At 70.0% G+C, this 26976-nt stretch carries 27 protein-coding genes; 22 read left to right on the forward strand and 5 right to left on the reverse strand.

What is annotated here, in order from left to right; all coding sequences use genetic code 11:
• The first annotated feature begins 65 nt into the window (after positions 1-65).
• From ACFVW8_RS20000 to ACFVW8_RS20020, 5 genes are all read left to right on the forward strand, one after another.
• Positions 66-977, forward strand: coding sequence for an ABC transporter permease (locus tag ACFVW8_RS20000; RefSeq protein WP_389691747.1), 912 nt, complete (start codon positions 66-68; stop codon positions 975-977).
• Positions 974-2653 carry an ABC transporter ATP-binding protein gene (locus ACFVW8_RS20005; RefSeq protein ID WP_389691749.1) on the forward strand — a complete coding sequence of 560 codons (1680 nt, stop codon included), beginning with the start codon at positions 974-976 and terminating at the stop codon, positions 2651-2653. The genes ACFVW8_RS20000 and ACFVW8_RS20005 overlap by 4 nt, the downstream gene beginning before the upstream one ends.
• The gene (locus ACFVW8_RS20010) at positions 2650-3435 is read left to right on the forward strand and encodes a class I SAM-dependent methyltransferase (RefSeq protein ID WP_389691751.1); all 786 of its coding nucleotides are present in this window, start codon (positions 2650-2652) and stop codon (positions 3433-3435) included. The genes ACFVW8_RS20005 and ACFVW8_RS20010 overlap by 4 nt, the downstream gene beginning before the upstream one ends.
• A 286-nt stretch (positions 3436-3721) precedes the next feature.
• Complete coding sequence (locus ACFVW8_RS20015; protein ID WP_389691753.1) at positions 3722-5242, forward strand: hypothetical protein; 1521 nt, start codon at positions 3722-3724, stop codon at positions 5240-5242.
• 74 nt (positions 5243-5316) lie between these two features.
• A complete protein-coding gene (locus ACFVW8_RS20020) occupies positions 5317-5865 on the forward strand; it encodes a YciI family protein (RefSeq protein WP_389691800.1) in 549 nt (182 codons plus the stop codon).
• 149 nt (positions 5866-6014) lie between these two features.
• On the opposite strand, the gene ACFVW8_RS20025 is transcribed toward ACFVW8_RS20020, so the two are convergent.
• Positions 6015-6608, reverse strand: coding sequence for a hypothetical protein (locus tag ACFVW8_RS20025; RefSeq protein WP_389691755.1), 594 nt, complete (start codon positions 6606-6608; stop codon positions 6015-6017).
• Positions 6609-6737: 129 nt separating this feature from the next.
• On the opposite strand from ACFVW8_RS20025, the gene hemL reads away from it, so the two are divergent.
• From hemL to ACFVW8_RS20065, 8 genes are all read left to right on the forward strand, one after another.
• Positions 6738-8054: a glutamate-1-semialdehyde 2,1-aminomutase gene (gene hemL, locus ACFVW8_RS20030; protein WP_389691757.1), complete on the forward strand. Its 1317-nt coding sequence runs from the start codon at positions 6738-6740 to the stop codon at positions 8052-8054.
• Entirely contained in the window at positions 8051-8755 is a 705-nt protein-coding gene (locus tag ACFVW8_RS20035; protein ID WP_389691759.1) for a histidine phosphatase family protein, read from the forward strand. Before hemL ends, ACFVW8_RS20035 begins: the two co-directional genes overlap by 4 nt.
• A 323-nt stretch (positions 8756-9078) precedes the next feature.
• Positions 9079-10329 (forward strand): hypothetical protein, encoded by a 1251-nt coding sequence (locus ACFVW8_RS20040; protein ID WP_389691761.1) that lies wholly within the window; start codon positions 9079-9081, stop codon positions 10327-10329.
• Between the two features lie 67 nt (positions 10330-10396).
• A complete protein-coding gene (locus ACFVW8_RS20045; protein WP_389691763.1) occupies positions 10397-11005 on the forward strand; it encodes a TlpA family protein disulfide reductase in 609 nt (202 codons plus the stop codon).
• Positions 11006-11009: 4 nt separating this feature from the next.
• Positions 11010-11765 carry a cytochrome c biogenesis CcdA family protein gene (locus ACFVW8_RS20050; protein WP_389691765.1) on the forward strand — a complete coding sequence of 252 codons (756 nt, stop codon included), beginning with the start codon at positions 11010-11012 and terminating at the stop codon, positions 11763-11765.
• A 6-nt stretch (positions 11766-11771) separates the two neighbouring features.
• Positions 11772-13553 (forward strand): cytochrome c biogenesis protein ResB, encoded by a 1782-nt coding sequence (locus ACFVW8_RS20055; protein WP_389691767.1) that lies wholly within the window; start codon positions 11772-11774, stop codon positions 13551-13553.
• The gene (gene ccsB / locus ACFVW8_RS20060) at positions 13550-14635 is read left to right on the forward strand and encodes a c-type cytochrome biogenesis protein CcsB (protein ID WP_389691769.1); all 1086 of its coding nucleotides are present in this window, start codon (positions 13550-13552) and stop codon (positions 14633-14635) included. The genes ACFVW8_RS20055 and ccsB overlap by 4 nt, the downstream gene beginning before the upstream one ends.
• Positions 14636-14685: 50 nt before the next feature.
• The gene (locus ACFVW8_RS20065; protein ID WP_389691771.1) at positions 14686-15210 is read left to right on the forward strand and encodes an SRPBCC domain-containing protein; all 525 of its coding nucleotides are present in this window, start codon (positions 14686-14688) and stop codon (positions 15208-15210) included.
• Positions 15211-15238: 28 nt separating this feature from the next.
• On the opposite strand, the gene ACFVW8_RS20070 is transcribed toward ACFVW8_RS20065, so the two are convergent.
• Positions 15239-17245, reverse strand: a complete 2007-nt coding sequence (locus tag ACFVW8_RS20070; protein ID WP_389691773.1) for an aldehyde dehydrogenase family protein — start codon at positions 17243-17245, stop codon at positions 15239-15241.
• A gap of 173 nt (positions 17246-17418) precedes the next feature.
• Here ACFVW8_RS20070 and ACFVW8_RS20075 point away from each other — a divergent pair, with 173 nt between their 5' ends.
• Positions 17419-17883 (forward strand): MarR family winged helix-turn-helix transcriptional regulator, encoded by a 465-nt coding sequence (locus ACFVW8_RS20075; protein WP_389691775.1) that lies wholly within the window; start codon positions 17419-17421, stop codon positions 17881-17883.
• 24 nt (positions 17884-17907) lie between these two features.
• Here ACFVW8_RS20075 and ACFVW8_RS20080 read toward each other — a convergent pair whose 3' ends face one another.
• Positions 17908-18309, reverse strand: a complete 402-nt coding sequence (locus ACFVW8_RS20080) for a PLD nuclease N-terminal domain-containing protein (RefSeq protein ID WP_389691777.1) — start codon at positions 18307-18309, stop codon at positions 17908-17910.
• Positions 18310-18398: 89 nt separating this feature from the next.
• Between ACFVW8_RS20080 and ACFVW8_RS20085 the strand changes: the two genes are divergently transcribed.
• On the forward strand, positions 18399-19856 hold the full coding sequence (locus ACFVW8_RS20085) for a menaquinone biosynthesis decarboxylase (protein ID WP_389691779.1): 1458 nt from the start codon (positions 18399-18401) through the stop codon (positions 19854-19856).
• Positions 19853-20770 (forward strand): menaquinone biosynthesis prenyltransferase MqnP, encoded by a 918-nt coding sequence (mqnP, locus tag ACFVW8_RS20090; protein ID WP_389691781.1) that lies wholly within the window; start codon positions 19853-19855, stop codon positions 20768-20770. Before ACFVW8_RS20085 ends, mqnP begins: the two co-directional genes overlap by 4 nt.
• On the opposite strand, the gene ACFVW8_RS20095 is transcribed toward mqnP, so the two are convergent.
• Positions 20706-21350 carry a rhomboid family intramembrane serine protease gene (locus ACFVW8_RS20095; RefSeq protein ID WP_389691783.1) on the reverse strand — a complete coding sequence of 215 codons (645 nt, stop codon included), beginning with the start codon at positions 21348-21350 and terminating at the stop codon, positions 20706-20708. The genes mqnP and ACFVW8_RS20095 overlap by 65 nt on opposite strands.
• 99 nt (positions 21351-21449) lie before the next feature.
• Between ACFVW8_RS20095 and ACFVW8_RS20100 the strand changes: the two genes are divergently transcribed.
• Entirely contained in the window at positions 21450-22115 is a 666-nt protein-coding gene (locus tag ACFVW8_RS20100) for a UbiX family flavin prenyltransferase (RefSeq protein WP_389691785.1), read from the forward strand.
• Positions 22116-22126: 11 nt separating this feature from the next.
• Here ACFVW8_RS20100 and ACFVW8_RS20105 read toward each other — a convergent pair whose 3' ends face one another.
• Positions 22127-22261 carry a hypothetical protein gene (locus ACFVW8_RS20105; RefSeq protein WP_389691787.1) on the reverse strand — a complete coding sequence of 45 codons (135 nt, stop codon included), beginning with the start codon at positions 22259-22261 and terminating at the stop codon, positions 22127-22129.
• Positions 22262-22393: 132 nt separating this feature from the next.
• Here ACFVW8_RS20105 and ACFVW8_RS20110 point away from each other — a divergent pair, with 132 nt between their 5' ends.
• From ACFVW8_RS20110 to ACFVW8_RS20130, 5 genes are all read left to right on the forward strand, one after another.
• Entirely contained in the window at positions 22394-22849 is a 456-nt protein-coding gene (locus ACFVW8_RS20110; RefSeq protein WP_363027324.1) for an Lrp/AsnC family transcriptional regulator, read from the forward strand.
• Positions 22850-22927: 78 nt separating this feature from the next.
• Positions 22928-24091 carry an aminofutalosine synthase MqnE gene (gene mqnE, locus ACFVW8_RS20115; RefSeq protein WP_389691802.1) on the forward strand — a complete coding sequence of 388 codons (1164 nt, stop codon included), beginning with the start codon at positions 22928-22930 and terminating at the stop codon, positions 24089-24091.
• A gap of 122 nt (positions 24092-24213) precedes the next feature.
• The gene (locus tag ACFVW8_RS20120) at positions 24214-24738 is read left to right on the forward strand and encodes a GNAT family N-acetyltransferase (protein ID WP_389691790.1); all 525 of its coding nucleotides are present in this window, start codon (positions 24214-24216) and stop codon (positions 24736-24738) included.
• Positions 24739-24891: 153 nt separating this feature from the next.
• Positions 24892-25146, forward strand: a complete 255-nt coding sequence (locus tag ACFVW8_RS20125; protein ID WP_389691792.1) for a DUF4229 domain-containing protein — start codon at positions 24892-24894, stop codon at positions 25144-25146.
• A 411-nt stretch (positions 25147-25557) separates the two neighbouring features.
• Entirely contained in the window at positions 25558-26904 is a 1347-nt protein-coding gene (locus ACFVW8_RS20130) for a dicarboxylate/amino acid:cation symporter (protein ID WP_389691794.1), read from the forward strand.
• The last annotated feature ends 72 nt before the right edge of the window (positions 26905-26976 follow it).

Consider the following 26976-nt stretch of genomic DNA (forward strand, 5'->3'; position numbering starts at 1 on the left):
ACGCACCTGTTCCATCGGACGCACCCATCCCATTGGACGCACCCGTCCCATCGGACGCACTCATTTTGGACGTACCCGTCCCATCGGTAGCCGTCCCATCGGACGCACCCGCCCTGCCGCCGGCCGCGAAACGCCCGGTCCGGGCACGGCCCGGTGAGCGGCACATCCGCTCGCGGGCCGTCACCGTCCTCGCCGCCGCGCTGCTGGCACTGCCCGTCGGCGCCGCCGTGGCCGGCCCGTTCCTCGCCGATGCGGTCGCCGGCCCCGACGGGCCGCCCTACGCCCTGGGCGACGGCCACCTCCTGGGCACCGACGGCCTCGGACGTGACGTGCTGGGCCTCCTGCTGCGGGGCGGGCCGAGCACCTTGGGAGTCGCCTGCGGCGCCGTCGCACTCGCCTGCCTCCTGGGAGCCGCCCTGGGGCTGGCAGCGGCCACCACCCCGCGGCGCTGGGTCGACGAGGCCCTGGTCCGCCCGGTGGAACTGATCCTGCCGCTGCCGTCCCTGCTGGTGATCAGCGTGGTCGGGGTGCGGTGGCATGCCACGCCGCTCGCCATCGCGCTCGCGGTCGCGGTGCTCAACGTGCCCGCCGTCACGCGCCTGGTGCGGGCCGCGGCCCTCACGGCGGCCGGCGGCCCGGTGGCGGAGGCGATGCGCGTGCAGGGCGAGTCCCGGCTGCGCGTCACCCTCGGATACGTCGGCCGGTCCGTGCTGCCGGTGATGGCCGCGGACATCGGAACCCGGGTCGCAGGAGCCGTGTTCACCGTCGCGGCCGCCAACTTCCTGGGACTCGGCCTGGAGCCGACCTCGGCCGACTGGGGGGTGACGGTGGCCGCGAACCGGCAGGCCCTTCTCGTCCAGCCGTGGGCCGTCTGCGCACCCGCCGCGATGCTCGTCCTGTTCACCGTCGGCTTCAACCTGCTGGCCGACAGCCTGCTCGGCCGGCGCGGGACGCGGAAGAGGAAGGTGGCCGGGTGAGTTCTCGCGAGAAGGTCGTGGAGGTCCGTGGGCTGCGCGTTTGGATGCCCGGGGCGACCCTGCTGCACGGAGTGGACCTGACCGTCGCGGCCGGCGGGATCACCGCTCTCGTGGGGCCGTCGGGCAGCGGCAAGACCACCACCGCGCTCGCCCTGCTCGGTGAGGCGCCGGCCGGGGCCGGGCTCAGCGGCGCGGTACGGGTGGCGGGCGTCGATGTGGTCGACGGAGACGGCCTCACCCGGCAGGCGGGCACGATCCGGGGAGGCGGCATCGCCTACATGCCGCAACACCCGGGCAGCGCCCTCAACCCGGTGCGCCGGGTCGGCTCGACCCTGCGCGAACTCTCCCGGCTGCACGGCGCCGACCGAGCGGGCAGCAGGGCGAGAGCCGCTTCCGCGCTGCGCGAGGCCCAACTGCCGGACACCGCCGAGGTGCTGCGCCGGCTGCCGCACGAGTTCTCCGGCGGGCAGCGGCAACGCGTCGCGCTGGCCCAGGTCCTTGCCTGCGGACCGCGCGCCCTCGTCCTGGACGAACCCAGCACCGGGCTCGACACGGTGACCCGGCTCGGCCTGGTCCGCGAACTGGCCGCGCTGGCACGGGGCGGACTCGCCATCCTGCTGCTCAGCCACGACCACGACATGGTCCGTGCCCTCGCCGACCGCGTCGTCCTGCTCGACGCCGGCCGCGTCACCGCCACCGGACCGGCCCCACAACTCCTGCCCCCGGCGCCGGCCCCCGCACCCCGCCCTGAGCGGGCAGTCGCCGCACCACGGCCCGCCCCCTCGGCGGACGGCCCGGCCGCCGCCCTGAGCGTGCGGGCACTGACCGCCTGGCTCCGGCCCGGGGAAAGGGACACCGTGCTGCGCGATGTCTCCCTGGACGTTCCCCCCGGCGGCTGCGTCGCGGTCGTCGGCCCGTCCGGCAGCGGCAAGACCACACTGGCGCGGTGCGTGGCCGGCCTCCACGAACGGCACGGCGGCCGACTGCTCCTCGACGGCGTACCGCTGCGCGCGCTGCGCCACCGCGACCGGGAGACGAAGCGCCGGGTCCAGTACGTCTGGCAGGAGAGCCGCAGTTCCTTCGACGACCGCCGGTCCGTGCTCGACCAGATCGCGCGGACCGCGGTGCGCCTGCGCGGCCGCTCCCCCGCGCGCGCGGCGCAGGAGGCCGTCGGCGTACTGGCCCGGCTCGGCGTCGACGAGGCCACCGCGCGCCGGCACCCCGAAGGGCTGTCGGGCGGCGAACTGCAGCGGGCCGCCTTCGCCCGCGCCGCGCTCGCCGAACCGCGCGTCCTGGTCTGCGACGAGATCACCACCGCCCTGGACCCCTCCGCCACCGAGCGCGTCCTCGCCGAAGTGCGCCGCCTGCGCGACGAGCACGGCACCTCCGTACTGTGGATCGGCCACGACCTCGCCCTGACCGGGCGGTTGGCGGACCGTGTCGCCGTACTGGACCAGGGGCGCGTGGTGGAGGAAGGGCCGTGCGGGGCGGTGCTGTCCGCCGCCCGCGCGCCGACGACCCGGCTGCTGCTGCAGGCCCGGACGCTGCCCCGACGCGCCGCACCGCCGGACCGGCAACCACCCGCTGCACCGCCGCAGCGGCACCCGTACCCACCCGCCGAAGAGCACACCGCCGACGGCATGATCCCGCACCACGAAGAGGAGACACACCGGTGACCACCACAACGCGCCCGTCCGACTGGGCCGCATGGCAGGAGAGCTGGGACCGGCAGCAGGCCTGGTACATGCCCGACCGTGAAGAGCGGTTCCGCGTCATGCTGGAGACGACACAGGCCCTGGTCGGGCGTGCGCCCCGGGTCCTGGACCTCGCCTGCGGGACCGGCAGCATCACGGACCGGCTGCTGCGCCGGCTGCCCGACGCGCGGTCCACCTGCCTCGACATCGACCCGGCGCTCCTCACGATCGCCCGCGGTCACTTCCGCGACGAGGAGCGCGTCGGCTTCGTGACGGCCGACCTCACCGATCCGGACTGGACCCGGCACCTGCCGCACCGCTCCTACGACGCCGTCGTGACGGCGACCGCACTGCACTGGCTGGACACCGGGCCCCTGCGCCGCCTCTACGCGGATCTGGCCGGTGTGCTGCGCGAGGGCGGGGTGTTCCTCAACGCGGACCACATGGACGACCCGTCCGCCCCGCGCATCAACGCGGCCGTCCACGCCTTCCACACGGCCCGCAAGGAGCGGGAGCAGGCCGCCGGCGCCGCCGACTGGGCATCCTGGTGGAACAGCGTCGCCGAGGACGAGCACCTGGCCGAACCGGCCCGGCGCCGCTTCGCCCTCCTCGGCGACCCCCGTGAGCCCGCCGCGCCGTTGGCGGAACGCGACCGCCCCACCACCACCCGGTGGCACGAGGACGCCCTGCGCGAGGCGGGGTTCGGCGAGGCCCGCCAGGTCTGGTGCTCCACGAGCGACGCACTCGTGGTGGCGATGCGCTGAGCGCCCGTCACACGGGAACCGGCACGCCCAGGAGCGGCGGTTCAGGACCCGCGGCAGCAGCCTTCGTCGCCCTGACCGGCCCGCCGGGTCGTCGAAGAGTCCGGCGCCGCCGCAGGGCGGGACCGAAGCCGGTGACGGATGCATGCAGGTGAATAATAGTTCCGGGTTGTCACCTAAGGTCCGATACGCATAGATTCCTGCCACGCTGTCCGCTCACTGTGATTTCTCAGCTCGCAGTTGAGCGACAACGTGACACTTCGCCATCGGCTGGGAGGGCCCCGCCCACATGTCCGGAATCCTCGGCCGTCGGATCACCGCGCTGCGCAGAGCCTGGAGGGACGGCACGCTGTGGCCGTGGTCCCTGGCGGGTATCGCGGCGGCCTGCGGATACGCCGTGGCCACCGTCTTCCACCCCGGGTACCTGAGCTCGGACAGCAACACCCAGCTGTGGCAGGCCCTGGGGGACGAGCCGGTGAACGACTGGCATCCACCCGTGATGGCACTCGCGTGGCGGCTCCTCATCCGGATCACGGGGGACTTCTCGGCCATGGCGGCCGTGCAGGCGGCCGTGCTGTGGGCGACGCTGTGGGTCCTCGCCCGGCTGGTGTGGAAGAAGACCGGCAGCCGCGGGCTGTCCCTCGCGGTACTGGCCGTCGGCCTCGCGCCGCACATCATGAACCTCACGGGAGTGGTGTGGAAGGACGTGCACCTCGCGTACGCGCTCCTCGCGGTCTTCGCGATCACGCTCACCGTGCGTGATCTGCCGCGGAGCCGGGTCAGGACCCGCTGGGCCCTGCTGGTGCTCGGCCTGCTGTTCCTCGTGTACGCCGCCCTCGTACGGAAGAACGGTGTTCCCGCAGCGATTCCGGTCTTCGCCCTGCTGGTACTCGCGGCGTGGCCCGCCCCCGGCCGGCGCCGCTGGCTCGCCGCCACCGGTGTCTTCGCCGCGGTCCTGATCGCCGGCAGCGCCGCTGTCTCCGCGGTCACGGCCCCGCTGGCCACCCGTGTGTACGCGGTGATCCCGGTCGACGATCTCGCCCACGTCCTCACCCCGGCCCAGATGCGCACCGCCGCCGAACAGGCCGGCGCGAGCGCGAACCTGCGTGACCGTCTGGTCACCACCGCCGACACCTGCCAGAAGCGGCACATCACGTCCGACGCCTATCTGCAGTGCTTCCCCCAGAGCCGGCCGTTCGACGTGACGTATCTGGACCGGCACGCCGACGTCGTCGTGCGGATGTGGATGCAGCAGATGCCGCGGCACTGGAAGGGCTACGCCGAGTACCGGGGCCGCGTCTTCACCAAGCTGCTCTTCCAGAGCAACCAGGTCTTCTGGAACGGCACCCACGTCAACGCCGGCGCCCGGCTGCACCCCGACGTGCGGAAGGAGCCGCTGAACGACACGCTGAGATCCGCCCTGCGCAACTACGTGACCGGATTCGCCCGCGACCTGCCGATGCTGTTCCAGGGCTGGTTCTGGCTGGCCGTCTCGCTGGTGCTCGTGCTGCGTCGCCGGTGGCCCGGCCCCTATGCCCGTGAAATCCGGCTCATCGGGGCCAGCTCGCTCCTGTACGTCCTCGCCTATCTGCCCACGGCACCGGAGTCCAACTACCGTTACGTGTACTGGCCCGCGCTCTCCGGGACCGTCGCACTCACCCTCGTCGCGACCGCCTTCGCCGCCCGTCGCCGCGCGGCGGGCGGCGCCACCGCCGGTGAGCCGGACACCCGCCCCGCCGTGCTGCCGGCGGGCCGTGCCCACGAAGCCGATCCGGCTGGACCGCGCGAGGACAGCGGCGTCACCGTGTGAACCGACGCGGGCAGGGGCGTACGCGCCGCGAAAGCCCCTTGAGGTGCCGCCGTCCGTCGGAGAAGGTCATGGGCATGGAGTTCTTCTGCTACCACCGCGACCGCCCCGACTCCCTCGCCCTGCGCATGGAACTGCTGGAAGAGCACTGGTCGTACATGGACCAGTACGCCCAGGAGCTGATCGCCCGCGGCCCGGCCCTCGCTGCCGACGGCGAAACGCCCGTCGGCAGCGTGCACGTCGTCGACCTGCCGGATCCCGCCGCCGCCCGTGCGTTCGCCTTCGACGAGCCCTGCTACCAGGCCGGTGCCTACCGGGACGTGCTGCTGCGCCGGTGGCGCAACCTGCTGGGACGCACCATGTGGGAGTTCCCCGGTGGCCCGGCCGGTGACGACCGGTACCTGGTACTCGGCCTCGGCTCGGGGCTCCCCGCCGATCTCGTCCCGCCGCCCGACCGGGACGGACTGATCGCGTTCGGACCGCTGCTGTCCGACGACGGGGACACCTGGCTGGGTACGGCGGTGCTGCTCAGCGCTCCGGATCCGGACACGGCGCGTGCCGTCCTCACCCCGGACAGCTACGCCGAGATCGAGGTGCACCGGTGGGAGTTCGGCGGGCGGCGATGAGGGAACGGGGCAGCGCAGGGCAGCAGCACAGGGCCGGCTGAACGGCTCCCTCCGGCACCGGCACGGAACGGGCCCGGAAGGGCCCGGCGGTGGCCCGGAGGGTCAGGAAGGGGCCCGAAAACCCCACCCGTCTCCCGGGAATCCCTCGGTCAGGGCCACACCAGGCAGTAGGCCTGATGCCCGGCGTCGTGCAGCCGATGGCTGAAGTCCTGCCACTCGTGCAGCAGTTGGTAGACGTTGAACGCGTCACGAGGACCGCCGCGGTCCGGGACCGTGGACCAGATGAAGGCGGCGGCACCCACCGACTCCTCGCCGACGCCGCGCAGCGGGTCGACGACGGTCATCGGGAGCTTGACCACCGCGTAGTCGGGGTGCAGGACGACCAGCTCCAGCGGCGGGACCTTGTGCAGGGGTATGCCCTGTATGCCGGTGAGCACCATCGCGGCCACCGTCTCCGGCTTGATCTTGGTGAACATGCCGCCCATGCCCAGCTCGTCACCGCCGAGCTCCTCCGGGCGCATGGAAACGGGCACGCGTGCGGCAGTGGCGCCGTCAGGTGCCCCGAAGTACTTGTAGGTCACCCCCACCCGGCCACCACTCCTGCTTTCGGCTCCGCCGCCCACCTGCGCACCACCGGCCTGTATGCCCTGCCTGCGCTCAGCCTCGCGCCGGTGCCGCCCTCGCCGGGCAGGCTCGGGCCCCAGGTCGTCGGTCCCTTCGCCCACTCCGCCACCGCGATGCATATCTCATCCACCCGACTACTAACTAGGAGACACAGCCCCCGCCGCGCAACCCGATCATCGTGTCAGTGACCTCCCCCACGGGCGTGCGGTGAAACACCTGTCCGCAAGACTGTCCGTGGCTCTGACACCATGGCATGTGTGAGCTTTCCCTATGACGCCCCAGTTTCGCAGACGCTTTTCGACCGCGCGTCCCTCGTGACGCCCGGCGGCGTGAACTCTCCGGTACGTGCCTTCCGGGCCGTGGGCGGTACGCCCCGCTTCATGGTGTCCGGTGCCGGTCCGTACCTCACCGATGCCGACGGCCGTGAGTACGTCGACCTCGTGTGCTCGTGGGGGCCGATGATTCTCGGCCACTCCCACCCCGAGGTCATCGCCGCAGTTCAGGAGGCTGTCGCTCGCGGCACCTCATTCGGTACGCCCGGTGAGGGCGAGGTCGCGCTCGCCGAGGAGATCGTCGCCCGCGTCGATCCCGTGGAGCAGGTGCGACTCGTGTCGTCCGGCACCGAGGCGACGATGTCCGCGATCCGCCTCGCCCGCGGATTCACCGGCCGGGCGAAGATCGTGAAGTTCGCCGGGTGTTACCACGGTCACGTCGACGCGCTGCTCGCCGCCGCCGGGTCCGGGGTGGCCACCTTCGGACTGCCGGACACGCCGGGAGTCACCGGCGCACAGGCCGGCGACACGATCGTGGTGCCGTACAACGACCTGGAGGCCGTGCGGGCCGCGTTCGCCGCGCAGCCCGGCGAGATCGCCTGTGTGATCACCGAGGCGTCGCCGGGCAACATGGGCGTGGTGCCGCCGCTGGACGGTTTCAACGCCGGGCTCAAGGAGCTCTGCGCCGCCAACGGAGCGCTGTACATCTCCGACGAGGTCATGACCGGTTTCCGTACGTCGAAGGCCGGCTGGTTCGGTATCGACGGGGTGCGGCCCGACCTGATGACCTTCGGCAAGGTGATGGGCGGCGGCTTCCCGGCCGCGGCCTTCGGCGGACGCGCCGACGTCATGGCGCACCTGGCCCCGGCCGGCCCGGTCTACCAGGCGGGCACCCTCTCCGGGAACCCGGTCGCGACCGCCGCAGGGCTTGCCCAGCTGCGCCTGCTGGACGACGCCGCGTACGCGAAGGTCGACGCGGTCTCCGCGGAGATCCGGGGGCTGGTGACCGAGGCTCTGGCCAAGGAGGGCGTCGCGCACACCGTGCAGGCGGCGAGCAACATGTTCTCCGTCTTCTTCACGGACCGGCCCGTCCGGAACTACGAGGACGCCAAGCAGCAGGAAGCTTTCCGCTTCACCCCGTTCTTCCACTCGATGCTGGCGCAGGGCGTCTATCTGCCGCCGTCGGCGTTCGAGTCGTGGTTCGTCTCGACGGCCCACGACACCCGGGCCGTCGAGCGGATCGCCGCCGCGCTGCCCGCCGCCGCCCGCGCCGCATCGGAGGCCACCGCATGAGCGAGTCCAGCAGCAACAGCACGGACCGCAAGGACATCACCGTCGTCCACCTGATGCGCCACGGAGAGGTGCACAACCCGGAGGGCGTGCTCTACGGGCGCCGTCCCGGCTACCACCTCTCCGAGCTCGGCCGGCAGATGGCCGACCGGGTCGCCGAGCACCTGGAGAAGCGCGACATCACGCACGTCGTCGCCTCCCCGCTGGAGCGCGCCCAGGAGACGGCCACGCCGGTCGCCAAGGCGCACGGTCTGGACCTCGCCACCGACGAGCGGCTCATCGAGGCGGCCAACGTCTTCGAGGGCAAGACCTTCGGTGTCGGCGACGGGGCGCTGCGCAAGCCGGACAACTGGAAGCACCTGACGAACCCGTTCAAGCCGTCCTGGGGCGAGCCGTACATCGAGCAGGTCGTACGGATGATGGGCGCCCTGGACGCGGCGCGTGACGCGGCCCGCGGGCACGAGGCGGTGTGCGTCAGCCATCAGCTGCCGATCTGGATCGTGCGGAGCTTCGTGGAGCGGCGGCGGCTGTGGCACGACCCGCGCAAGCGGCAGTGCACGCTCGCCTCGCTGACCAGCTTCACGTACCGGGGCGACAAGATCGTGTCGGTCGGGTACTCGGAGCCGGCGCGGGATCTGGTGCCGGCGCATCTGCTGGCCGGTGCGAAGCCGGTGAAGGGGGCGTCCAAGGGGGTCGGCGCGTAGCCGGACCCCGGTCCGGGGGTCTTGGGTCCGGGTCCGTTCCCGTTGCGGTCGGGGGCGGGCCCGGGTTCGTTCGGGTGACCGTTTTATCCCCAATCGCCGGACGGGCTTGAGCGTGCCGGACGGGCTTGAGCGTGCCGGACGGACTTGAGCGTGCCGGACGGACTTGAGCGAACAAGTTGATCGGACTTACGTTCGGTCAAGGCTGGGGTCTGGTTCTGCAAAGAATTGTGTGCTATTTCGGGGAACCCCCGTGTTGCTTCGCCCATCTAAGCCTTTGGCAGTTTGTATGGACTTAGGGCAAAACGACCGTAGATGGGAACCGCATGCGTGACATCAGCCGAAGGGGTTTGCTCGGAGCCGGACTAGGGGCCGCGGCCGCCATCGGGGTGGCGGGCTGCAGTTCCGACTCCTCCGACACCGGCAGGGCGGGGCCGGCCAAGGGGGAGAAGGGTGCCGACGGGGCAGCCAAGGGGACCGGGTCCGCGAAGAAGGACGTCAGGGCCATCGGGGACGGTTCCACCGCCGACACCGGAAAGCAGCCGCACCAGCCGGCCGCACCGGTCCCGCTCGAACCGGGGCAGGAGCCGCCGCAGTTCGTGATCTTTTCCTGGGACGGGGCCGGCGAAGTCGGCAACGGGCTGTTCCCGCGTTTTCTGGAACTCGCCAAGGAACACGACGCGGCGATGACCTTCTTCCTCTCCGGGCTCTATCTGCTGCCCGAATCGAAGAAGACCCTCTACCGCCCGCCCAACAACCCCGTAGGCGCATCCGACATCGGTTATCTCACCGACGGTCACATCAAGGAGACGCTGAAGAACGTACGCCAGGCCTGGTACGACGGCCACGAGATCGGCACCCACTTCAACGGGCATTTCTGCAGCGGTTCCGGAACCGTCGAGAAGTGGACGCCCTCCCAGTGGCAGAGCGAAATCGATCAGTCGGTCTCCTTCGTCACCGAATGGCGCACCAACACCGGCTGGACGGACCAGGATCCGCTGCCTTTCGACTACCGCAAGGAACTCGTCGGCGGCCGCGCTCCCTGTCTGCTCGGACAGGACAATCTGCTTCCCACGGCGAAGAAGCTCGGCTGGCGCTACGACGCCAGCTCGCCCGGCGGCACACAGGTGTGGCCCTCCAAGCGCATGGACGTCTGGGACCTGCCGCTCCAGGGCATCCCGTTCCCCGGCCACACCTTCGAGGTCCTCTCGATGGACTACAACATCCTGGCCAACCAGTCGAAGAATTCGACCAAGGGAATGCCGTCCCGGTATCCCGGCTGGCGCGAACAGGCCACCCAGTCCTACATCAACGGTTTCAAGCGGGCCTACGAGACGAACCGCGCCCCCTTCTACATCGGAAACCATTTCGAGGAGTGGAACGGCGGCATCTACATGGATGCGGTCGAGGATGCGCTCAAGCACATCGCGGGGAAGAAGGACGTGCGCCTCGTATCCTTCCGCCAGTTCGTCGACTGGCTCGACGTCCAGGACCCGGCCGTGCTTGCGAAGCTCCGCACGCTGGAGGTCGGCCAGGCCCCCGCAGGCGGCTGGAACGCCTTCTTTAAACAAGCCTGACAACGGGCTTTACGGGCACCGAGGGGGGTGCCCAAGATCCCCGAAACCGCCATGCGAAACTTTTCACATGAGCCATGGCCGCGCATCCCGACGCCGCTTCACCCTGCTCGCCGCCCCCGCGGCAGCCGTCGCGCTCGCAGCAACGCTGAGCGCGTGCGGAACGGGCGGCAAGTCCGGCGGCGTCGGCGACACGCACCTCGTCACGGGCTCCGACGGGATCTCCACCGTGGACAAGGGTGACCGCGCCACCGCTCCGAAGCTCGACGGGCAGAGCGTGGACGGCAAACACCTCGACCTGGCCGACTACAAGGGCAAAGTCGTCGTGCTGAACGCGTGGGGCTCCTGGTGCGGGCCCTGCCGGCTGGAGGCCAAGCACTTCACCAAGGTCGCCAAGGCCACCGCGGACCAGGGCGTCCAGTTCCTCGGCATCAACACCGGCGACGCGCGACGCGGGTCGGCCGCCGGCTTCGAGAAGGACCTCGGGATCGAGTACCCGAGCTTCTACGACCCCACCGGGAAGCTGCTGCTGCGCTTCCCCAAGGGCATGCTCAAAGTGCAGACCATTCCGTCGACCGTCGTCATCGACCGGGACGGGAAGATCGCCGCCCGCTCCCTCATGGCGCTCGACGACACCAAGCTGCACCGGATGATCGACCCGCTGATCACGGAGAAGTGATCAGGTGATCACCCTCGCCGAAACCAACGAGACCGTCCTGAGCGGGGCCCTGCTGGCCGCCCTGCCCCTCGCGGTCCTCGGAGGGCTCGTCTCGTTCTTCTCACCCTGCGTCCTGCCGCTCGTCCCCGGCTACCTCAGCTACGTCACCGGGGTCAGCGGCGCGGACCTGGCGGACGCGCGACGCGGCCGGATGGTCGCGGGCGCCTCGCTCTTCGTCGTCGGCTTCACCGCCGTGTTCGTCTCCGGCGGCGCGCTCTTCGGCTACTTCGGCCAGACCCTCCAGGAGAACAGCGGGATCCTCACCAAGGTCCTCGGCGTGCTGATGATCCTGATGGGGGTCTTCTTCATGGGCCTGATGCCCTGGATGACCCAGCGCGAGTTCCGTATCCACAAGAAGCCGGTGTCCGGCCTGGTGGGCGCCCCGCTGCTCGGCGCCCTCTTCGGCATCGGCTGGACACCCTGCCTCGGTCCGACGCTCAGCTCGGTGAGCATCCTCGCGATGGACCAGGGCACCGCCGGACGCGGGGCGATACTGACCATCGCCTACTGCCTCGGCCTCGGCGTGCCCTTCGTGCTCGCCGCCGTCGCCTTCCGCAAGGCACTCGGCGCCTTCAGCTGGGTCAAGCGCCACTACGCATGGGTCATGCGCATCGGCGGCGGCATGATGATCGTGACCGGGCTGCTCCTGCTGACCGGCGCGTGGGGCAGCATGATGCAGGAATTGCAGGGCTGGTCCAACGGCTTCACGGTGGGGATCTGAGTTCCAATGAGCAACACCAAGTCCAACCCCTCCCAGGAGCGCGAGCGCCCCGACGAGCGGGAGGTACGCGCCGAGCGGGACCGGGAGACCGCCCGTGAACTCGGCGCGGCCGGCTCACAGCTCTCCACCGCCCCGCGCGAGGAGAGCCTGGCGAATCTGCCGGCCATGGGCGTCGTCGGCTGGGCGCGCTGGTTCTGGCGCCAGCTCACCTCCATGCGGGTCGCGCTGATTCTGCTCTTCCTGCTGTCACTCGGCGCCATCCCCGGCTCGCTGATCCCGCAGAACAGCGTCGACGAACTCAAGGTGGAGACCTTCAAGAAGGCCCACACCGCCGTCACGCCGATCTACGAGAAGCTCCAGTTCTTCGACGTCTACAGCTCGGTGTGGTTCTCCGCGATCTACATCCTGCTGTTCGTCTCGCTCGTCGGCTGCATCGTGCCGCGCACCGGCACGTTCATCGGCCAGCTGCGCAGCCGCCCGCCCGGCGCCCCCAAGCGGCTGACCCGGCTGCCCGCGTACACCACCTGGCGCACCGAGGCCGAGCCCGAGCAGGTCCGCGAGGCCGCGCTCGCCATGATGCGCAAGCGCCGCTACCGCGCCCACACCGACGGGGACGCGGTCGCCGCCGAGAAGGGCTATCTGCGCGAGGCCGGGAACCTGATGTTCCACATCGCGCTCATCGTGATGCTGGTGGCCTTCGCCACGGGACAGCTCTTCAAGTCCGAGGGCGGCAAGCTGATCGTCGAGGGCGGCGGCTTCTCCAACACGATCACCCAGTACGACGACTTCAAGTCCGGGTCGCTCTTCGACAAGGACTCGCTCGCCCCCTTCAGCTTCACCCTCGACAACTTCGTCGGCACGTACGAGCGCAGCGGACCGCAGATCGGCACGCCCCGCACCTACGAGGCGCACGTGACGTACTCCGAGGGCGCCTACGGCAAGTCGAAGAAGTCCGTCATCAAGGTCAACGACCCGCTGGTCGTCGACGGCACCAAGGTCTACCTCAACGCCCACGGCTACGCGCCCGTCGTCTCCGTCAAGGACGGCCGGGGCAAGGAGGTCTACCGCAACGCGGTGCCGCTGCTGCCCCTCGACAACAACGTCACCTCCAGCGGTGCGATCAAGGTGATGGACGGCTACCGCGACAAGAACGGCAAGAAGGACCAGCTGGGCTTCCAGGCCTTCTTCGTGCCGACCTTCGCCGGCAGCGGCAAGGGCACGATGTTCTCCCAGTTCCCGGCCGCCGACATGCCGGTCCTGGCGCTCAACGGCTACCACGGCTCGCTCGGCGTCGACTCCGGACTCCCGCAGAACGTGTACCAGCTGGACAAGACCAAGATGAAGGAGTTCAAGGACTCCAAGGGCAAGCAGCTCAAGCAGCGGCTGCTCGTCGGCGAGACGATGAAGCTGCCCGGCGGTGCCGGCTCGATCACCTTCGAGGGCATCGACGAGTGGGCCAGCTTCCAGATCTCGGAGCAGCCCGCCAGCGGCTGGGCGCTCACCGGTGCCATCGGCGCCATCGCCGGTCTCGCCGGCTCCCTGTTCATCCAGCGGCGCCGGGTCTGGGTCCGGGCCGTACGTGGCAGCGACGGCGTCACCGTCGTCGAAATGGCAGGACTCGGCCGCAGCGAGTCCGCGAAGCTTCCCGAGGAGCTGGCCGATCTCGCGGTCACGCTCAACGCCGTGGCGCCCATGGCGCCCGACCCGGACAACGACCCCGACACCGATCAGGACCCCGACGCCGTCGACGCGTCCTCCGCAGAACCCTCCGAAGGGGCTGAGAAGTGAATCTCGCCGCCGCAACCAACGAGAATCTGGCACACACCAGCAATGTGCTGATCTATTCGTCGATGGCCGTCTACACACTGGCCTTCTTCGCGCACATCGCGGAGTGGGTGTTCGGCAGCCGCAGCAAGGTCGGCCGCACCGCCGCGGCGCTGACCACCGAGGAAGCCGCCACCGCCGGCACGGTGAAGGTCCAGGTCGCGCAGAAGGGCGGGACCACCGCCGTACTGGAGCGGCCGAAGATCGTCACCCGCTCCGCGGCCGGCACCCGCGACGTCCCGGACGGACCCGGCGCCGCCGGCGGCACCTTCAAGGGCGACCTCTACGGGCGGATCGCGGTCTCCATGACCGTCCTCGCCTTCCTCGTCCAGGCCGGCGGGGTCGTCGCCCGGGCGATGTCCGTGCAGCGTGCCCCCTGGGGCAACATGTACGAGTTCTCCATCACCTTCTCCGTGGTGGCGGTCGGCGCGTACCTGATCCTGCTCGCGCTGAAGAAGAACGTCCGCTGGATGGGCCTGATCCTGGTCACCGTCGTCCTGCTGGACCTCGGCATCGCGACCACCGTGCTGTACACCTCCAGCGACCAGCTGGTGCCCGCACTGCACTCGTACTGGCTCTGGATCCACGTCTCCACCGCGATCATCTGCGGCGCCGTGTTCTTCATCGGTGGCGCCGGCACCCTGATGTACCTCTTCCGCGACAGCTACGAGAGCAAGATCGCCAACGGAAGGCAGCCCGGCGCGTTCGCCGAGTCCGTGCTCTCCCGGCTGCCCTCCGCGTCGAGCCTCGACAAGTTCTCGTACCGGATCAACGCCGCCGTCTTCCCGCTGTGGACGTTCACGATCATCGCGGGCGCGATCTGGGCGGGCGACGCCTGGGGCCGCTACTGGGGCTGGGACCCCAAGGAGGTCTGGTCCTTCATCACCTGGGTCGCGTACGCCTGCTACCTGCACGCCCGCGCCACCGCCGGCTGGAAGGGCCGCAAGGCCGCCTACCTGGCGCTGATCGCCTTCGGCTGCTGGATCTTCAACTACTACGGCGTGAACATCTTCGTCACCGGCAAGCACTCCTACGCCGGCGTCTGAGATCCCACGGCACGGGTGCGGATCGCGCCCCGCCGGGTCACGCTGGAACCATGACCGATGCGACGCCCGTGATCGAGCCCGGTACCAGCGAGACCCACGGTGACCTGCAGACTCTGCGGTTCACCCTCCGGCTGCCCCACCCCGTCCCGCGGGTGTGGGCAGCCGTTGCCAGTTCCGATGGGCTGCCGCAGTGGCTGGCCGCAGCCGACCCCTTCGAACCGCACATGGGCGGGGCCATCACGCTGACCTGGCTGAACACCGCACCGGTCGGGCAGGCCACGACCGCCTCCGGCACCGTCACCGCATGGGACGTCGAGCGGATCGCCGAGTACACCGTGGACGGTCTGCACGGCCGGATGCGCTTCCACCTGGAACCCCCGCGCGGCGACCATGTGCTGCTGCGGTTCACCAACGAGTTCCGCGGCGACGACACCCTGCGGCTGGACTGCCTCGCCGGATGGCACGACCACTTCGGCTACCTCGTGGACGCCCTGCTGGGCTACCCCGCCGACTGGTCGAAGTGGACGCCGGTGCGCTGGGCGGGACTGCGCGAGGAGTACGCGGCCGGGCTGTGAGCGGGTGCGGCATCCCGGCCGGCCGTGCTCAGGAGGGCATCGGAGTGTCCAGGACCGCCTTGCGGTGGCTGAACGTCTCCAGCGAGTACCGGCCGTGGTAGTTGCCCATGCCGCTCTCACCGACCCCGCCGAACGGCAGGTCCGACACGGTCAGATGGGCCAGCGGCAGCCCGATCCCGACGGCCCCCGACGACGTCTCGGCGACCAGCCGTTCGCGTACGGAGTCCGAATCGGTGAACGCGTACAGCGCGAGCGGCTTGTCGCGGTCGTTGATGAACGCGATCGCCCCGTCGAGACCGTCGACCGTGACGATCGGCAGCACCGGGCCGAAGATCTCCTCCCGCATCACGGGCGCGTCCGGTGCCACGTCGGCCAGCACGGTCGGGGCGATGTACTTGCTGTCCCGGTCGTGCGTCCCGCCGGTCACCGTGCGGCCGGAGCCGAGCAGGCCCGTCAGCCGGTCGAAGTGGCGCCGGTTGACGATCCGGCCGTACTCCGGGTGCGTCGAGGCGTCCGCCCCGTAGAGGCCCTCGACTGCGGTGGCCAGCGCGTCCGCGAGGGCGGCGGCGGTCTCCGGGTCGGTCAGCACGTAGTCGGGGGCGACACACGTCTGGCCCGCGTTGAGGAACTTCCCGGCCGCGAGCCGGCCCGCGACCTTGGGCAGGTCCGTGCCACGGTCCACGAACACCGGCGACTTGCCGCCCAGTTCGAGCGTCACCGGCGTGAGGTTCTTCGCCGCGGCGGCCATCACGATCCGGCCGACCGTGCCGTTGCCGGTGTAGAAGATGTGGTCGAAGTGCTCGGAGAGCAGCGCGGTCGTCTCCGGGATCGCCCCCTCGACGACGGCGACCGCGTCCCGGTCCAGATAGCGCGGCAGCAGCCGGGCCACGGCGGCGGAGGTCGCGGGCGCCAGCTCGCTCGGCTTGGCCACCACGGCGTTGCCCGCGGCCAGCGCACCGGCGAGCGGGGCGAGCAGCAGCTGCAGCGGGTAGTTCCAGGGCGCGATGACCAGGACGACGCCGAGCGGGTCCTGCACGGTGTGCGCCTTCGCCCCGCCCAGCGAGGCCGGTACGGGGGCGGGCTCGGGCCGCAGCCAGTCGGCCAGGCGCTCCAGCGTGTGGTCGATCTCCCGGATCGTGAAGTCGATCTCGGTGCGGTACGCCTCCTTGCGGCTCTTGCCGAGGTCGGCACGGAGGGCGTCCGCGAGCTCGTCGCCGCGTTCGGTGAGCAGCGCCCGCAGCCGGCGGAGCTGGTCCGTGCGCCAGTCGAGGCTCTTGGTGCGGCCGGTGCGGAAGGTGGTGCGCAGGCGGTCGACGGTCTCGGCCGGGGACTCGACGGGGGCCGGCGCGGCGACGATCTCGCGAGCCAGCTGCTCGGAGGAGGCCGGGTTCTGGCCCGTGTGCAGGGTGCGGTCGGTGACGGTGTGCGGGGTGAAGGGGGCAGCGGCGGTGTAGTCGGCGCCCAGCTCGGTGAGCCGGTCCTCCAGCAGCCAGGGCGCCTTGTCGGCGAGCCCGCCGATGGTCTCCTCGGCGTTGCTGAACCCGGTCATGCGGTAGCCGGCGAACGGCCAGCCGCCGTCCTCGCGGCGGGCGGCGAGCAGCGCGGCGGGCGCGTGGCACAGGACGCCGAGCCGGGTGCCGGAGTCGAGCGCGGTGGTCAGCAGCCGCCCGGAGAGCTCGCTCACGGCCAGGTCCTCCATGGGCCCGTGGCCGCCGGGGTAGAACATGGCGTCGTAGCGGTCCGGGTGGATGTCCTCCAGCCGGGCCGGTGCGGCGAGCTCGGGGCGGATCGAGTCGAGGTACGCGGCGACCGCGTCGGCCCGTTCCTGCCCGCCGTTGGCGGCGGCCGTCAGGCTTCCCGCGTCGACGGTGGGGGTGACGCCTCCGGGCGTGGCGAGCGTGACGGCGTATCCGGCCCCGGTGAAGACCCGGTGCGGCGCGGCCAGCTCCTCGGCCCAGAACCCGGTGGGGTGGGTGGTGCCGTCGTTGAGCGTCCAGTGGTCGGCGCCGGTGAGAACGAACAGTACGGAGGGCATGGGGGGTACTCCCTGCGGGCGGGCGAAATGCGGGCCTGGTCGAATGCGTGCGAGGGAAACGCGGCGCCTCCGGCACAGAACTTGATATGCTCAAGCAATTCAGTCCATGTAACTGCCAACAGTTGAGCATGTCAAATAAAAGTCGGCGGACGCCGATCGAAGAATGGCCGACCATGACCACCGAACCGACGCCCCGCGCCGTCACTGCTCCGGACGATCGAGCCGCCCCGGCCCCGGACGACCTCCTGGAGCCGCTGGCCGTCGTCGTCCGCGGCCACCACGACGACCTCACCGCCGTCGCCGCCCGCCACGGCCTGTCCACCTCCCAGGCACGCGCGCTGATCGCACTCAACGAGCCCATGCCGATGAGCGCACTCGCCGCCCATCTGGTCTGCGACGCGTCGAACGCCACCGGCCTCATCAGCCGCATGGAGACCCGCGGCCTGGTCGGCAGGGCCCCCGCCCCCGGCGACCGCCGCTCCAAGGTCGCGAGCCGCACCCCCGAGGGCACCGCACTCGCCCACACGATCCGCGCCGAGATGCGCGCCGTGCACGGCGCACTCGAAGCGCTCACACCCGAGGAGCGCTCGGCACTGCTGCCCCTGCTCAACCGGCTGGGGCAGCTCCTGTACGCGTGATCCGCCCCCGCGCTTCAACCCGCGCTACGAAGCGGGCGGCGCCTCCGGCCCGCTCTCGCGCCGCTTCAGCTCGTCCTCCCGGCGGCGCAGGTCCGCCTCCCAGTCCTCAAGGTGCGACTCGTCCTTCTTCGCCTCGTCGTTCTTCTTCTCGTCCTTCTTCTCGTCCTTGAGCGAGTTGAGGAAGTCGGGGTTGTCGTCCGGCGCCACCCACCGGCCGCGCCGGCCGGAGGGGCCCCCGGCGGACGCCGCGCGCACCTTGCCCGCGGCCAGCCACACGATCGGGCCGACGACCCAGAACAGCAGGATGATGAAGACCCAGCCGACCTTCGGCAGGTGCTTGACCTCGGCCTCCGGGGTGTTCAGGCAGTCGATGAACGCGTAGATCGTCAGCGCCAGCGGCAGGAGATAGATCAGGGCCCGGAGCATGGTGGAAAAGTCCCCCAGAGGAGAGTTGGCGGGGCAATGTCCCGCCCCGGTGACGGGCCCAGGGTAACCGGTGGCCGATACTGGGAGGCATGGCTTACGACGATCTTCGATCCCTCCTCCGGGCTCTGGAGCGCGAGGGCGAGCTCAAGCGCATCAAGGCCGAGGTCGACCCCTACCTGGAGGTCGGTGAGATCGTCGACCGGGTGAACAAGGCCGGCGGGCCCGCGCTGCTCTTCGAGAACGTCAAGGGCTCCTCGATGCCCCTGGCCATGAACGTGTTCGGCACCGACAAGCGGCTCCTCAAGGCGCTCGGGCTGAAGTCGTACGCGGACATCAGCGACAAGATCGGCGGCCTGCTCAAGCCGGAGCTGCCGCACGGCTTCGTCGGGGTCCGGGAGGCCTTCGGGAAGCTCGGGACGATGGTCCACGTGCCGCCGAAGAAGGTGAAGGCGGAGAACGCCCCGGTGCAGGAGGTCGTCCTCACCGGCGACGACGTGGATCTGGACCAGCTGCCCGCGCTGTTCACCTGGCCCAAGGACGGCGGCTCGTTCTTCAACCTCGGGCTCACGCACACCAAGCACCCCGAGACCGGCGTCCGGAACCTGGGGCTCTACCGGCTCCAGCGCCACGACCGCCGCACCATCGGGATGCACTGGCAGATCCACAAGGACAGCCGCAACCACTACCAGGTGGCGGCCAGGCGCGGTGAGCGGCTGCCGGTCGCCATCGCGTTCGGGGCGCCGCCCGCGGTGACGTACGCCTCCACCGCACCGCTGCCCGGGGACATCGACGAGTACCTCTTCGCCGGGTTCATCCAGGGCAAGCGCATCGAGATGGTCGACTGCAAGACCGTCCCGCTCCAGGTCCCGGCCAACGCCGAGGTCGTCATCGAAGGATGGCTGGAGCCCGGCGAGACGCTGCCCGAGGGGCCGTTCGGCGATCACACCGGCTTCTACACGCCGCAGGAGCAGTTCCCCGCGCTGACCATCGACTGCGTGACGATGCGCAGGCGCCCGCTGCTCCAGTCGATCGTGGTGGGCCGGCCGCCGACTGAGGACGGGCCGCTGGGGCGGGCCACCGAGCGGTTCTTCCTGCCCCTGCTCAAGATCATCGTGCCGGACATCGTGGACTACCACCTGCCCGAGTCCGGTGGCTTCCACAACTGTGCGATCGTCTCGATCGACAAGAAGTACCCCAAGCACGCCCAGAAGGTGATGAGTGCCATCTGGGGCGCGCACATGATGTCGCTGACCAAGCTGATCGTCGTCGTGGACTCCGACTGCGACGTCCACGATCTGCACGAGGTGTCCTGGCGCGCGCTCGGGAACACCGACTACGCGCGGGATCTCACCGTCGCCGAGGGGCCCGTCGACCATCTCGACCACGCCTCCTACCAGCAGTTCTGGGGCGGCAAGGCGGGTATCGACGCGACGAAGAAGTGGCCCGAGGAGGGTTACACCCGGGACGGGGGCTGGCCTGACATGGTCGAGTCCGACCCGGACACGGCGGCGAAGGTCGACCGCCGGTGGAAGGAATACGGACTGTGAGCGCCGCCGAAGCGACTCTGGGCTCCGGCCCCGCGCAACCGAACAGCAGGGTCAAGGCGTTCCTGCGGCTCGTGATGATCGAGCACTCGGTCTTCGCGCTGCCCTTCGCGTTCATCGCCGCCCTGACCGCGATGTTCCTGGACGACGGGTCGATCCACTGGGTCACGCTGCTGCTGGTCACCGTGGCCATGGTCGGTCTGCGCACCTTCGCGATGGCCGCGAACCGGATCATCGACCGGGAGATCGACGCCCGTAACCCGCGTACCGCGGGCCGTGAGCTGGTGACGGGTGCGGTGTCGGTGAAGTCGGCGTGGACGGGGGCGCTCGTCGCCGTCGTCGTCTTCCTCGGTGCGGCGGCGCTGCTGAACCCGCTCTGTCTGGCACTCGCGCCGCTCGCGGTCGTCCCGATGGTGGTCTATCCGTACGGGAAGCGGTTCACGAACTACCCGCACGCGATTCTGGGGATCGCCCAGGCCATGGGGCCGATCGGGGCCTGGCTGGCGGTGACCGGGAGCTGGTCGTGGGACGCGGTGATCCTGGGCCTTGCCGTCGGCATCTGGATCGGTGGCTTCGATCTGATCTTCGCCTGCCAGGACGTGCAGGCCGACCGGGCCCACGGGGTGCTGTCCTTCCCGGCGCGCTTCGGTATTCCGGCCGCGCTGTGGGGGGCGCGGGTCTGCCACGCGGTGACGACCGGTCTGCTGGTCTGGTTCGGACTGGCCACCGATGCGGGGCTCTTCTACTGGATCGGCATGGTGATCGTCGCCGTGGCCTTCGTGTACGAGCACCGGGTGGTGCGGCCGCACGATCTGTCGCGGCTGAACCGGGCCTTCTTCTCGGTCAACGGGTTCATCGGAATCGCTCTGTTCGCGTGCGCACTGCTTGACCTGCTGGTGCGGGGCCTGACGGTCTGAGCGGCCTGGGCGTGCTCCGGCGCAGGACGAACGCGGCCACCGCTCCGCCGATCAGGCCGAAGAGGTGTCCCTGCCAGCTGACGCCCGAGTCGGTCGGCAGGACGCCCAGGAGCAGCGAGCCGTAGACCGCGGCGACGACCAGGCCGACGACCACGTCGAGCGGGCGGCGGTCGACGAAGCCGCGGATCAGCAGGTAGCCGAAGAGGCCGAAGACCACGCCCGACGCGCCGAGCGTGACCGTGTTCGCCGGGGCGGTGAGCCAGACGCCGAGGCCGCCGACCACGATCACGGTGAGCACCACGCCGGCGAAGCGGCGCAGCCCGCCGAGCGCGGCGATGAAGCCGAGAACCAGCAGCGGGAGACTGTTGGACGCGACGTGTTCCCAGCCGCTGTGCAGGAAGGCGGCGGGCACGATGTCGAGCAGTTCGCCCGGTTCGCGCGGGCTGATGCCGTGGCTGTCCAGGCTGTGGCCGGTCGCGAGGTCGACGGCCTCCAGCACCCAGAGCAGCCCGACCCAGCCCAGCATGAGCGCGCCGGCCAGCAGGGCCCGGGCTCCGGTCCGTGTCTCCATGACGGTCATGACCACACCCCCCTCATCCCTCGGAACGTACGGAGGCCCTGGCTCGGTTCCGGCCGGCGGGTGCCGGATAGGCTCGGGTCTGTGGATTCCGGGATTTCAGTGAGTCAGCACCAGCGACAGCCTTGGATTGTCGGGGTTTCGGGCGCTTCGGGTACACCATTCGCCGCTGCGGTGCTGCGCGGTCTGCTGGCTGCGGGGGAGAGCGTCGATCTGGTGGTGAGCCGGGCCTCGCGGCTGACCCTGCTGGACGAGACCGGGATCGCCTTCCGTGACGCGCACTGGCAGGAGGACCTGCGCGGCTGGCTGGCGCGGGGCGCGGACGGGAAGCCGCACACCTTCGATGTGGACGTGTCCGGTGTACGTCACTGGCCGGCCGGTGATCTGGCCGCCGGGCCGTCGTCGGGTTCGTATCCGGTGAAGGGGATGCTGATCGTCCCGGCCTCGACGGCGTGTGTGGCGGGGGTGGCGCTGGGGCTCTCGAAGGATCTGCTGCAGCGGGCCGCGAGCGTGACGCTCAAGGAGCGGCGGAAGCTGGTCGTCGCGGTGCGCGAGACTCCGCTCAGCGGTCAGACGCTGAAGCATCTGGTGGCCCTGGACGAGGCGGGCGCGGTCGTGCTGCCCGCCTCTCCGGCGTTCTACGCGGGTGCGACGCACATCCAGGATCTGGTGGATTTCGTCGCGGGGCGGGTGCTGGACGCGGCGGGGGTGCCGCACCGGCTGTACCGCCGCTGGGAGGGAGAGCTCGGTGGCGGCTCCCGTGGCTGATCCGGCCGGGGTCAGCGCTTCTTGGCTGCGCGCGGGTTGCGGGTCTTGTCGACCCGGTGGGCAGCGGCGGGCTGATGGGCACGCGAGCGGTTGGCCATGTCCTGCAGCTCGCGCATCCGGGCGTAGGCCATCTCGATCGTGTACACGGTGTTTTCACTCCTGAAGATTCGAAAGCATTTTTTGGATGTTCGGGAAGATTTACAGGCTCTGAAGCCTGCATGCCTTAGATTCTACACGTAGACTCGCGATACTGCTGAATAATGGAAGGTTCCAGTCACATGGACGCGGTGGACAGGCAGCTCATCCAGGCCCTCAGGGAGAACGGCAGGGCCTCGTACGCCGAGCTGGGACGGCTCGTGGGGCTCTCCGGGCCCAGCGTCACCGACCGCATCAACCGGCTGGAAACCGCCGGTGTCATCACCGGCTACCGCGCCACCGTCGACGCGGCCTCGCTCGGCCTCGGGGTCACCGCACTGATCGGCATCTCGCTCTCCGACGCCGCGGACCACGAGGACGTCGCGCACCGGCTCAAGGACCTCGCCGAGATCGAGGACGCCTGGTTCATCGCGGGTGACGACTCCTACATGCTCAAGGTGCGCGTCGGGGACGTGGACGGTCTGGAGAAGACCATCCGCCGGCTCAGCGGCACCAGGGGTGTCTCCAGGACCCGGACCACGATCGTGCTGTCCACCAAGTGGGAGAACCGGGTCGGTGAGCTGCCCGAGGAGGGCTGACGGGGGGTCCACCGGCCGCGTCGGGCGGGGGAGTACGGTGAGCGAAGTCTGTTACGTAGAGAAATGGGAGGCGCCCTAGTGGACGCGGGACTCAAGCGCGAGCTGGAGCAGAAGGTCCGGGCCGGCGAGCGGCTGACCCGCGAGGACGGGATCGCGCTCTACGAGTCCGACGACCTGGCGTGGCTCGGCGGTCTGGCCCATGAGGTGCGTACGCGCAAGAACGGCGACGTGGTCCACTTCAACGTCAACCGTCACCTCAACATGACCAACGTGTGCACCGCGTCGTGTGCGTACTGCTCGTTCCAGCGCAAGCCGGGCGAGAAGGACGCGTACACGATGCGCATCGAGGAGGCCGTCCGCCTCGCGAAGGCGATGCAGGGCGAGAACCTCACCGAGCTGCACATCGTCAACGGGCTGCACCCCACCCTCCCGTGGCGCTACTACCCGCGCTCGCTGAGCGCGCTGAAGGAAGCGCTGCCCGAGGTCTCCCTCAAGGCGTTCACCGCCACCGAGATCCACCACTTCGAGACCATCTCCGGGCTCGGCGCCTCCGAGATCCTCGACGAGCTCATCGAGGCCGGTCTGGAGTCGCTGACCGGCGGCGGTGCGGAGATCTTCGACTGGGAGGTCCGTCAGCACATCGTCGACCACGCCACCCACTGGGAGGACTGGTCGCGCATCCACCGGCTCGCGCACGAGAAGGGTCTCAAGACCCCGGCGACGATGCTGTACGGGCACATCGAGGAGCCCCGTCACCGCGTCGACCACGTGCTGCGGCTGCGTGAGCTCCAGGACGAGACCGGCGGTTTCCAGGTCTTCATCCCGCTGCGCTACCAGCACGACTTCGTGGACATGAAGGACGGCAAGATCCGCAACAAGCTCCAGGCGCGGACGACGATGGCGACGGGTGCGGAGGCGCTGAAGACCTTCGCGGTCTCCCGGCTCCTCTTCGACAACGTCCCGCACGTCAAGGTGTTCTGGGTGATGCACGGTGTGCAGACCGCCCAGCTCGCGCTCCAGCACGGTGCGGACGACATGGACGGCTCGGTCGTCGAGTACAAGATCACGCACGACGCGGACAACTACGGCACGCCGAACAAGCTCGGCCGCGAGGATCTGCTGGACCTGATCCGCGACGCGGGCTTCCGGCCCGTCGAGCGCAACACCCGGTACGAGATCCTCCGCGAGTACCCGGGCCCGGACGCGGAGCGGCGCGAGTCGCCGCAGCCGATGCGGGTCTGACCCGGCGCGCGCCCCGGCGCGCGTGACGCTGTACGAAAGCTCCGGCCGCCGTCCCCGGCCGGAGCTTTCTCGCGTTCCGGACGGGGCTTGAGGGTCGGGTGAGTAATAGTTAATCTGCCTATATGGCGCTTACTTTTGAACTGGACCCCTCCTTCGACAGGCCCCTGCGGGACGGTGTCGCCGCACTCTGGGCCGATGTGTCCAACGCGGGCGGCGCGGTGGGCTTTGTACCGCCCGTCTCGGTCGAGGACGTCCGGCCCGATCTGGTCAAGCACCTCACCGCCATGGCCGAGGGGCGCACCCGGCTCCTCGTCGGCTACGACGAGGAGGGTGCCGTCGCCGCAACGGCCTTCCTCGCGCTCAACACGCACCGGCTGATGGCGCACTGGGTCTGGGCGTACACGGTGATGGTCCACCCCCGTCACCAGGGTCGCGGATACGGCCGCGCCCTGATGGCCGCGGCCGCCGACGCCGCCCGCACCATCGAGGGCGTGGAGGCCATCCGCCTCACCTGCCGCGGCGGCACGGGCGCCGACCGCTTCTACGCCTCCTGCGGCTACAAGGAGGTCGGGCGGGTGCCGGGAGGGATCCGGGTGGCCGACGGGGACGACCGGGACGACGTCATCATGCTGCTGCCGCTCGGCTGAGAGCGGACGGCGGGCCTGCCGGGCAGCGCTTGGAGGAACCCTCCGAACTGATCGGTTATGGGGCATGCTTCACTGGACGGGCAGGACTGTCACGTAGAGAGAAGGCGAGCTGTGTCCGCTGCAAAGCCGAGCGCAATGATCCGGTACACCGCCATGCGGCTCAGTATCTTCGTCGGCTGCTTCGCGCTCGCCGCCGTGGCCGTCAACTTCGGACTGCTGCCCTCCGGCGCGGGCGGCTCGAACCTCATCTGGGTCATCCTGCTCGCCCTCGTGCTGTCGGCGCCCCTCAGTTACGTCCTGCTGCGCAAGCAGCGCGACGAGATGTCCGAGCAGATCGTCTCCACGGTCGACCGGACCAAGGCCCGTCTCGATGCGAACCGGACCCGTGAGGACAGCGTCACCCAGTAAGGGAAATGTAAGCTACCTCACACCCACCCCAATTCTTCTCGAAACCCCAGCACTTGAGCGAACGCTCCTGTACTGGGGTTTTCGCGCTTTCAGGGCCAGTTGGGGGCGACCGCCCGCGACGCGGGGGTGATCCGGGGCCGACCCGGACCCAAAGAAGACCTTTGAGCTTCTCAAAGTTCAAGTGTTAACGTGTTCGACATGAAGACAGCTGTGCGCCTCAGTCCTGCCGCGAGCATCCCGCTCGTGGAGCGCCTGCATGTCGATCTCTGCCGCTGTATGTCCGCGGTCTGTTGCCGCAACGTCTGATAACGGCATCACAGCGGCGCCGCCCCTGACGCGGGCGCCGCACCCCCGTCCCCGCAACGCACACCGTCCCCGTGCGTCCCGATGCGTCACATCTGGAGTGTGTCCGTGTCCGCGAACCCCGCGTCCGCCACCGCCGGTAAGCCCTCCGGCTCCGGTTTCCGCATACCCAAGGTCCCGTTCTGGGCCCAGATCGTCGCCGGTCTCGTCCTCGGTGTGCTGCTGGGCTGGCTCGCCCGCAGCCAGGACATCAACTGGCTCTACACCACGCTCGACAAGGTCGGCCACATCTTCGTCCAGCTGCTGAAGCTGGCCGTCGCGCCCCTCGTCTTCTTCGCGATCCTGGTGTCGATCACCAACCTGCGCAAGGTCAACAACGCAGCCCGGCTGGCCGGACGCACCGTCCTCTGGTTCATGATCACCTCACTGATCGCGGTCGCCATCGGCCTCGCGATCGGCCTGATCACCAACCCGGGCTCCGGCACCGGCCTCACGCCCAAGGACGGCCAGGCCCCGGAGCAGGCCGGCTCCTGGCTCGACTTCCTGACCGGCATCATCCCGGAGAACGTGATCACCCCGTTCACCGAGCTGAACGTCCTCCAGATCGTCTTCATGGCCGCCGTCGCCGGTATCGCCGCTCTGCAGCTCGGCGAGAAGGCCCAGCCGATCCTCAACCTCAGCGAAGCCATCCTGGAGCTCCTCCAGAAGGCCCTGTGGTGGGTCATCCGCCTCGCCCCCATCGGCACCATCGGCCTCATCGGCTACGCCATCGCCGACTACGGCTGGGACCTGATCGGCAAGTACGCGACGTTCACCGCCGACGTCTACATCGGCTGCGCCCTGGTGATGTTCGGCGTCTACCCGCTGCTCCTCGCCACGGTCGCCAAGGTCAGCCCGCTGCAGTTCTTCAAGGGCGCCTGGCCCGCGATCCAGCTGGGCTTCGTCTCGCGCTCCTCGGTCGGCACCATGCCGGTCACCCAGCAGGTCACCGAGCGCCTCGGCGTCCCGAAGGAGTACGCCTCCTTCTCGGTCCCGTTCGGTGCGACGACCAAGATGGACGGCTGCGCCGCGATCTACCCGGCGCTGGCCGCGATCTTCATCGCGCAGATCTTCGACGTCCAGCTGGGCGTCGGTGACTACATCCTGATCGCGTTCGTCTCGGTGATCGGCTCGGCGGCCACCGCCGGCCTCACCGGCGCCACGGTCATGCTGACCCTGACGCTGTCGACGCTGGGCCTCCCCCTGGAGGGCGTCGGCCTGCTGATGGCCATCGACCCGATCCTGGACATGATGAGGACCGCGACGAACGTGGCCGGCCAGGCGCTGGTCCCGGTGATCGTCGCGGCCCGCGAGAAGATCCTCGACCACGATGCGTACAACTCGGCCTCGTCCTCCCCGGTCGACGACGCCGAGGTGCCCGAGAGCGAGTCGGAGCGGGTGCCGGTTCCGGCCTGACCTCCCGACCTTCCTGCGGCTGTGGCCCGTACCCCCCGCCGGGGGGGGGGGCCCCGCCCGGGGTGGGGTAGC

Origin of the sequence: Streptomyces sp. NPDC058221 (assembly GCF_042882365.1) — a bacterium.
Taxonomy (GTDB): domain Bacteria; phylum Actinomycetota; class Actinomycetes; order Streptomycetales; family Streptomycetaceae; genus Streptomyces.

Excerpts from the sequence above, each read along its gene's own strand:
- ACFVW8_RS20040 (WP_389691761.1), top strand. The coding sequence starts at position 9,079 with ATGCGTGACATCAGCCGAAGGGGTTTGCTCGGAGCCGGACTAGGGGCC.
- ACFVW8_RS20125 (WP_389691792.1), top strand. The coding sequence starts at position 24,892 with ATGCGGCTCAGTATCTTCGTCGGCTGCTTCGCGCTCGCCGCCGTGGCC.
- ACFVW8_RS20045 (WP_389691763.1), top strand. The coding sequence starts at position 10,397 with ATGAGCCATGGCCGCGCATCCCGACGCCGCTTCACCCTGCTCGCCGCC.
- ACFVW8_RS20075 (WP_389691775.1), top strand. The coding sequence starts at position 17,419 with ATGACCACCGAACCGACGCCCCGCGCCGTCACTGCTCCGGACGATCGA.
- ACFVW8_RS20095 (WP_389691783.1), bottom strand. The coding sequence starts at position 21,350 with ATGACCGTCATGGAGACACGGACCGGAGCCCGGGCCCTGCTGGCCGGC.
- ACFVW8_RS20110 (WP_363027324.1), top strand. The coding sequence starts at position 22,394 with ATGGACGCGGTGGACAGGCAGCTCATCCAGGCCCTCAGGGAGAACGGC.
- ACFVW8_RS20015 (WP_389691753.1), top strand. The coding sequence starts at position 3,722 with ATGTCCGGAATCCTCGGCCGTCGGATCACCGCGCTGCGCAGAGCCTGG.
- ACFVW8_RS20070 (WP_389691773.1), bottom strand. The coding sequence starts at position 17,245 with ATGCCCTCCGTACTGTTCGTTCTCACCGGCGCCGACCACTGGACGCTC.
- ACFVW8_RS20080 (WP_389691777.1), bottom strand. The coding sequence starts at position 18,309 with ATGCTCCGGGCCCTGATCTATCTCCTGCCGCTGGCGCTGACGATCTAC.
- ACFVW8_RS20055 (WP_389691767.1), top strand. The coding sequence starts at position 11,772 with ATGAGCAACACCAAGTCCAACCCCTCCCAGGAGCGCGAGCGCCCCGAC.
- ACFVW8_RS20085 (WP_389691779.1), top strand. The coding sequence starts at position 18,399 with ATGGCTTACGACGATCTTCGATCCCTCCTCCGGGCTCTGGAGCGCGAG.
- ACFVW8_RS20025 (WP_389691755.1), bottom strand. The coding sequence starts at position 6,608 with ATGCATCGCGGTGGCGGAGTGGGCGAAGGGACCGACGACCTGGGGCCC.
- ACFVW8_RS20120 (WP_389691790.1), top strand. The coding sequence starts at position 24,214 with ATGGCGCTTACTTTTGAACTGGACCCCTCCTTCGACAGGCCCCTGCGG.
- hemL (WP_389691757.1), top strand. The coding sequence starts at position 6,738 with ATGGCATGTGTGAGCTTTCCCTATGACGCCCCAGTTTCGCAGACGCTT.
- ACFVW8_RS20065 (WP_389691771.1), top strand. The coding sequence starts at position 14,686 with ATGACCGATGCGACGCCCGTGATCGAGCCCGGTACCAGCGAGACCCAC.
- ACFVW8_RS20035 (WP_389691759.1), top strand. The coding sequence starts at position 8,051 with ATGAGCGAGTCCAGCAGCAACAGCACGGACCGCAAGGACATCACCGTC.
- ACFVW8_RS20020 (WP_389691800.1), top strand. The coding sequence starts at position 5,317 with ATGGAGTTCTTCTGCTACCACCGCGACCGCCCCGACTCCCTCGCCCTG.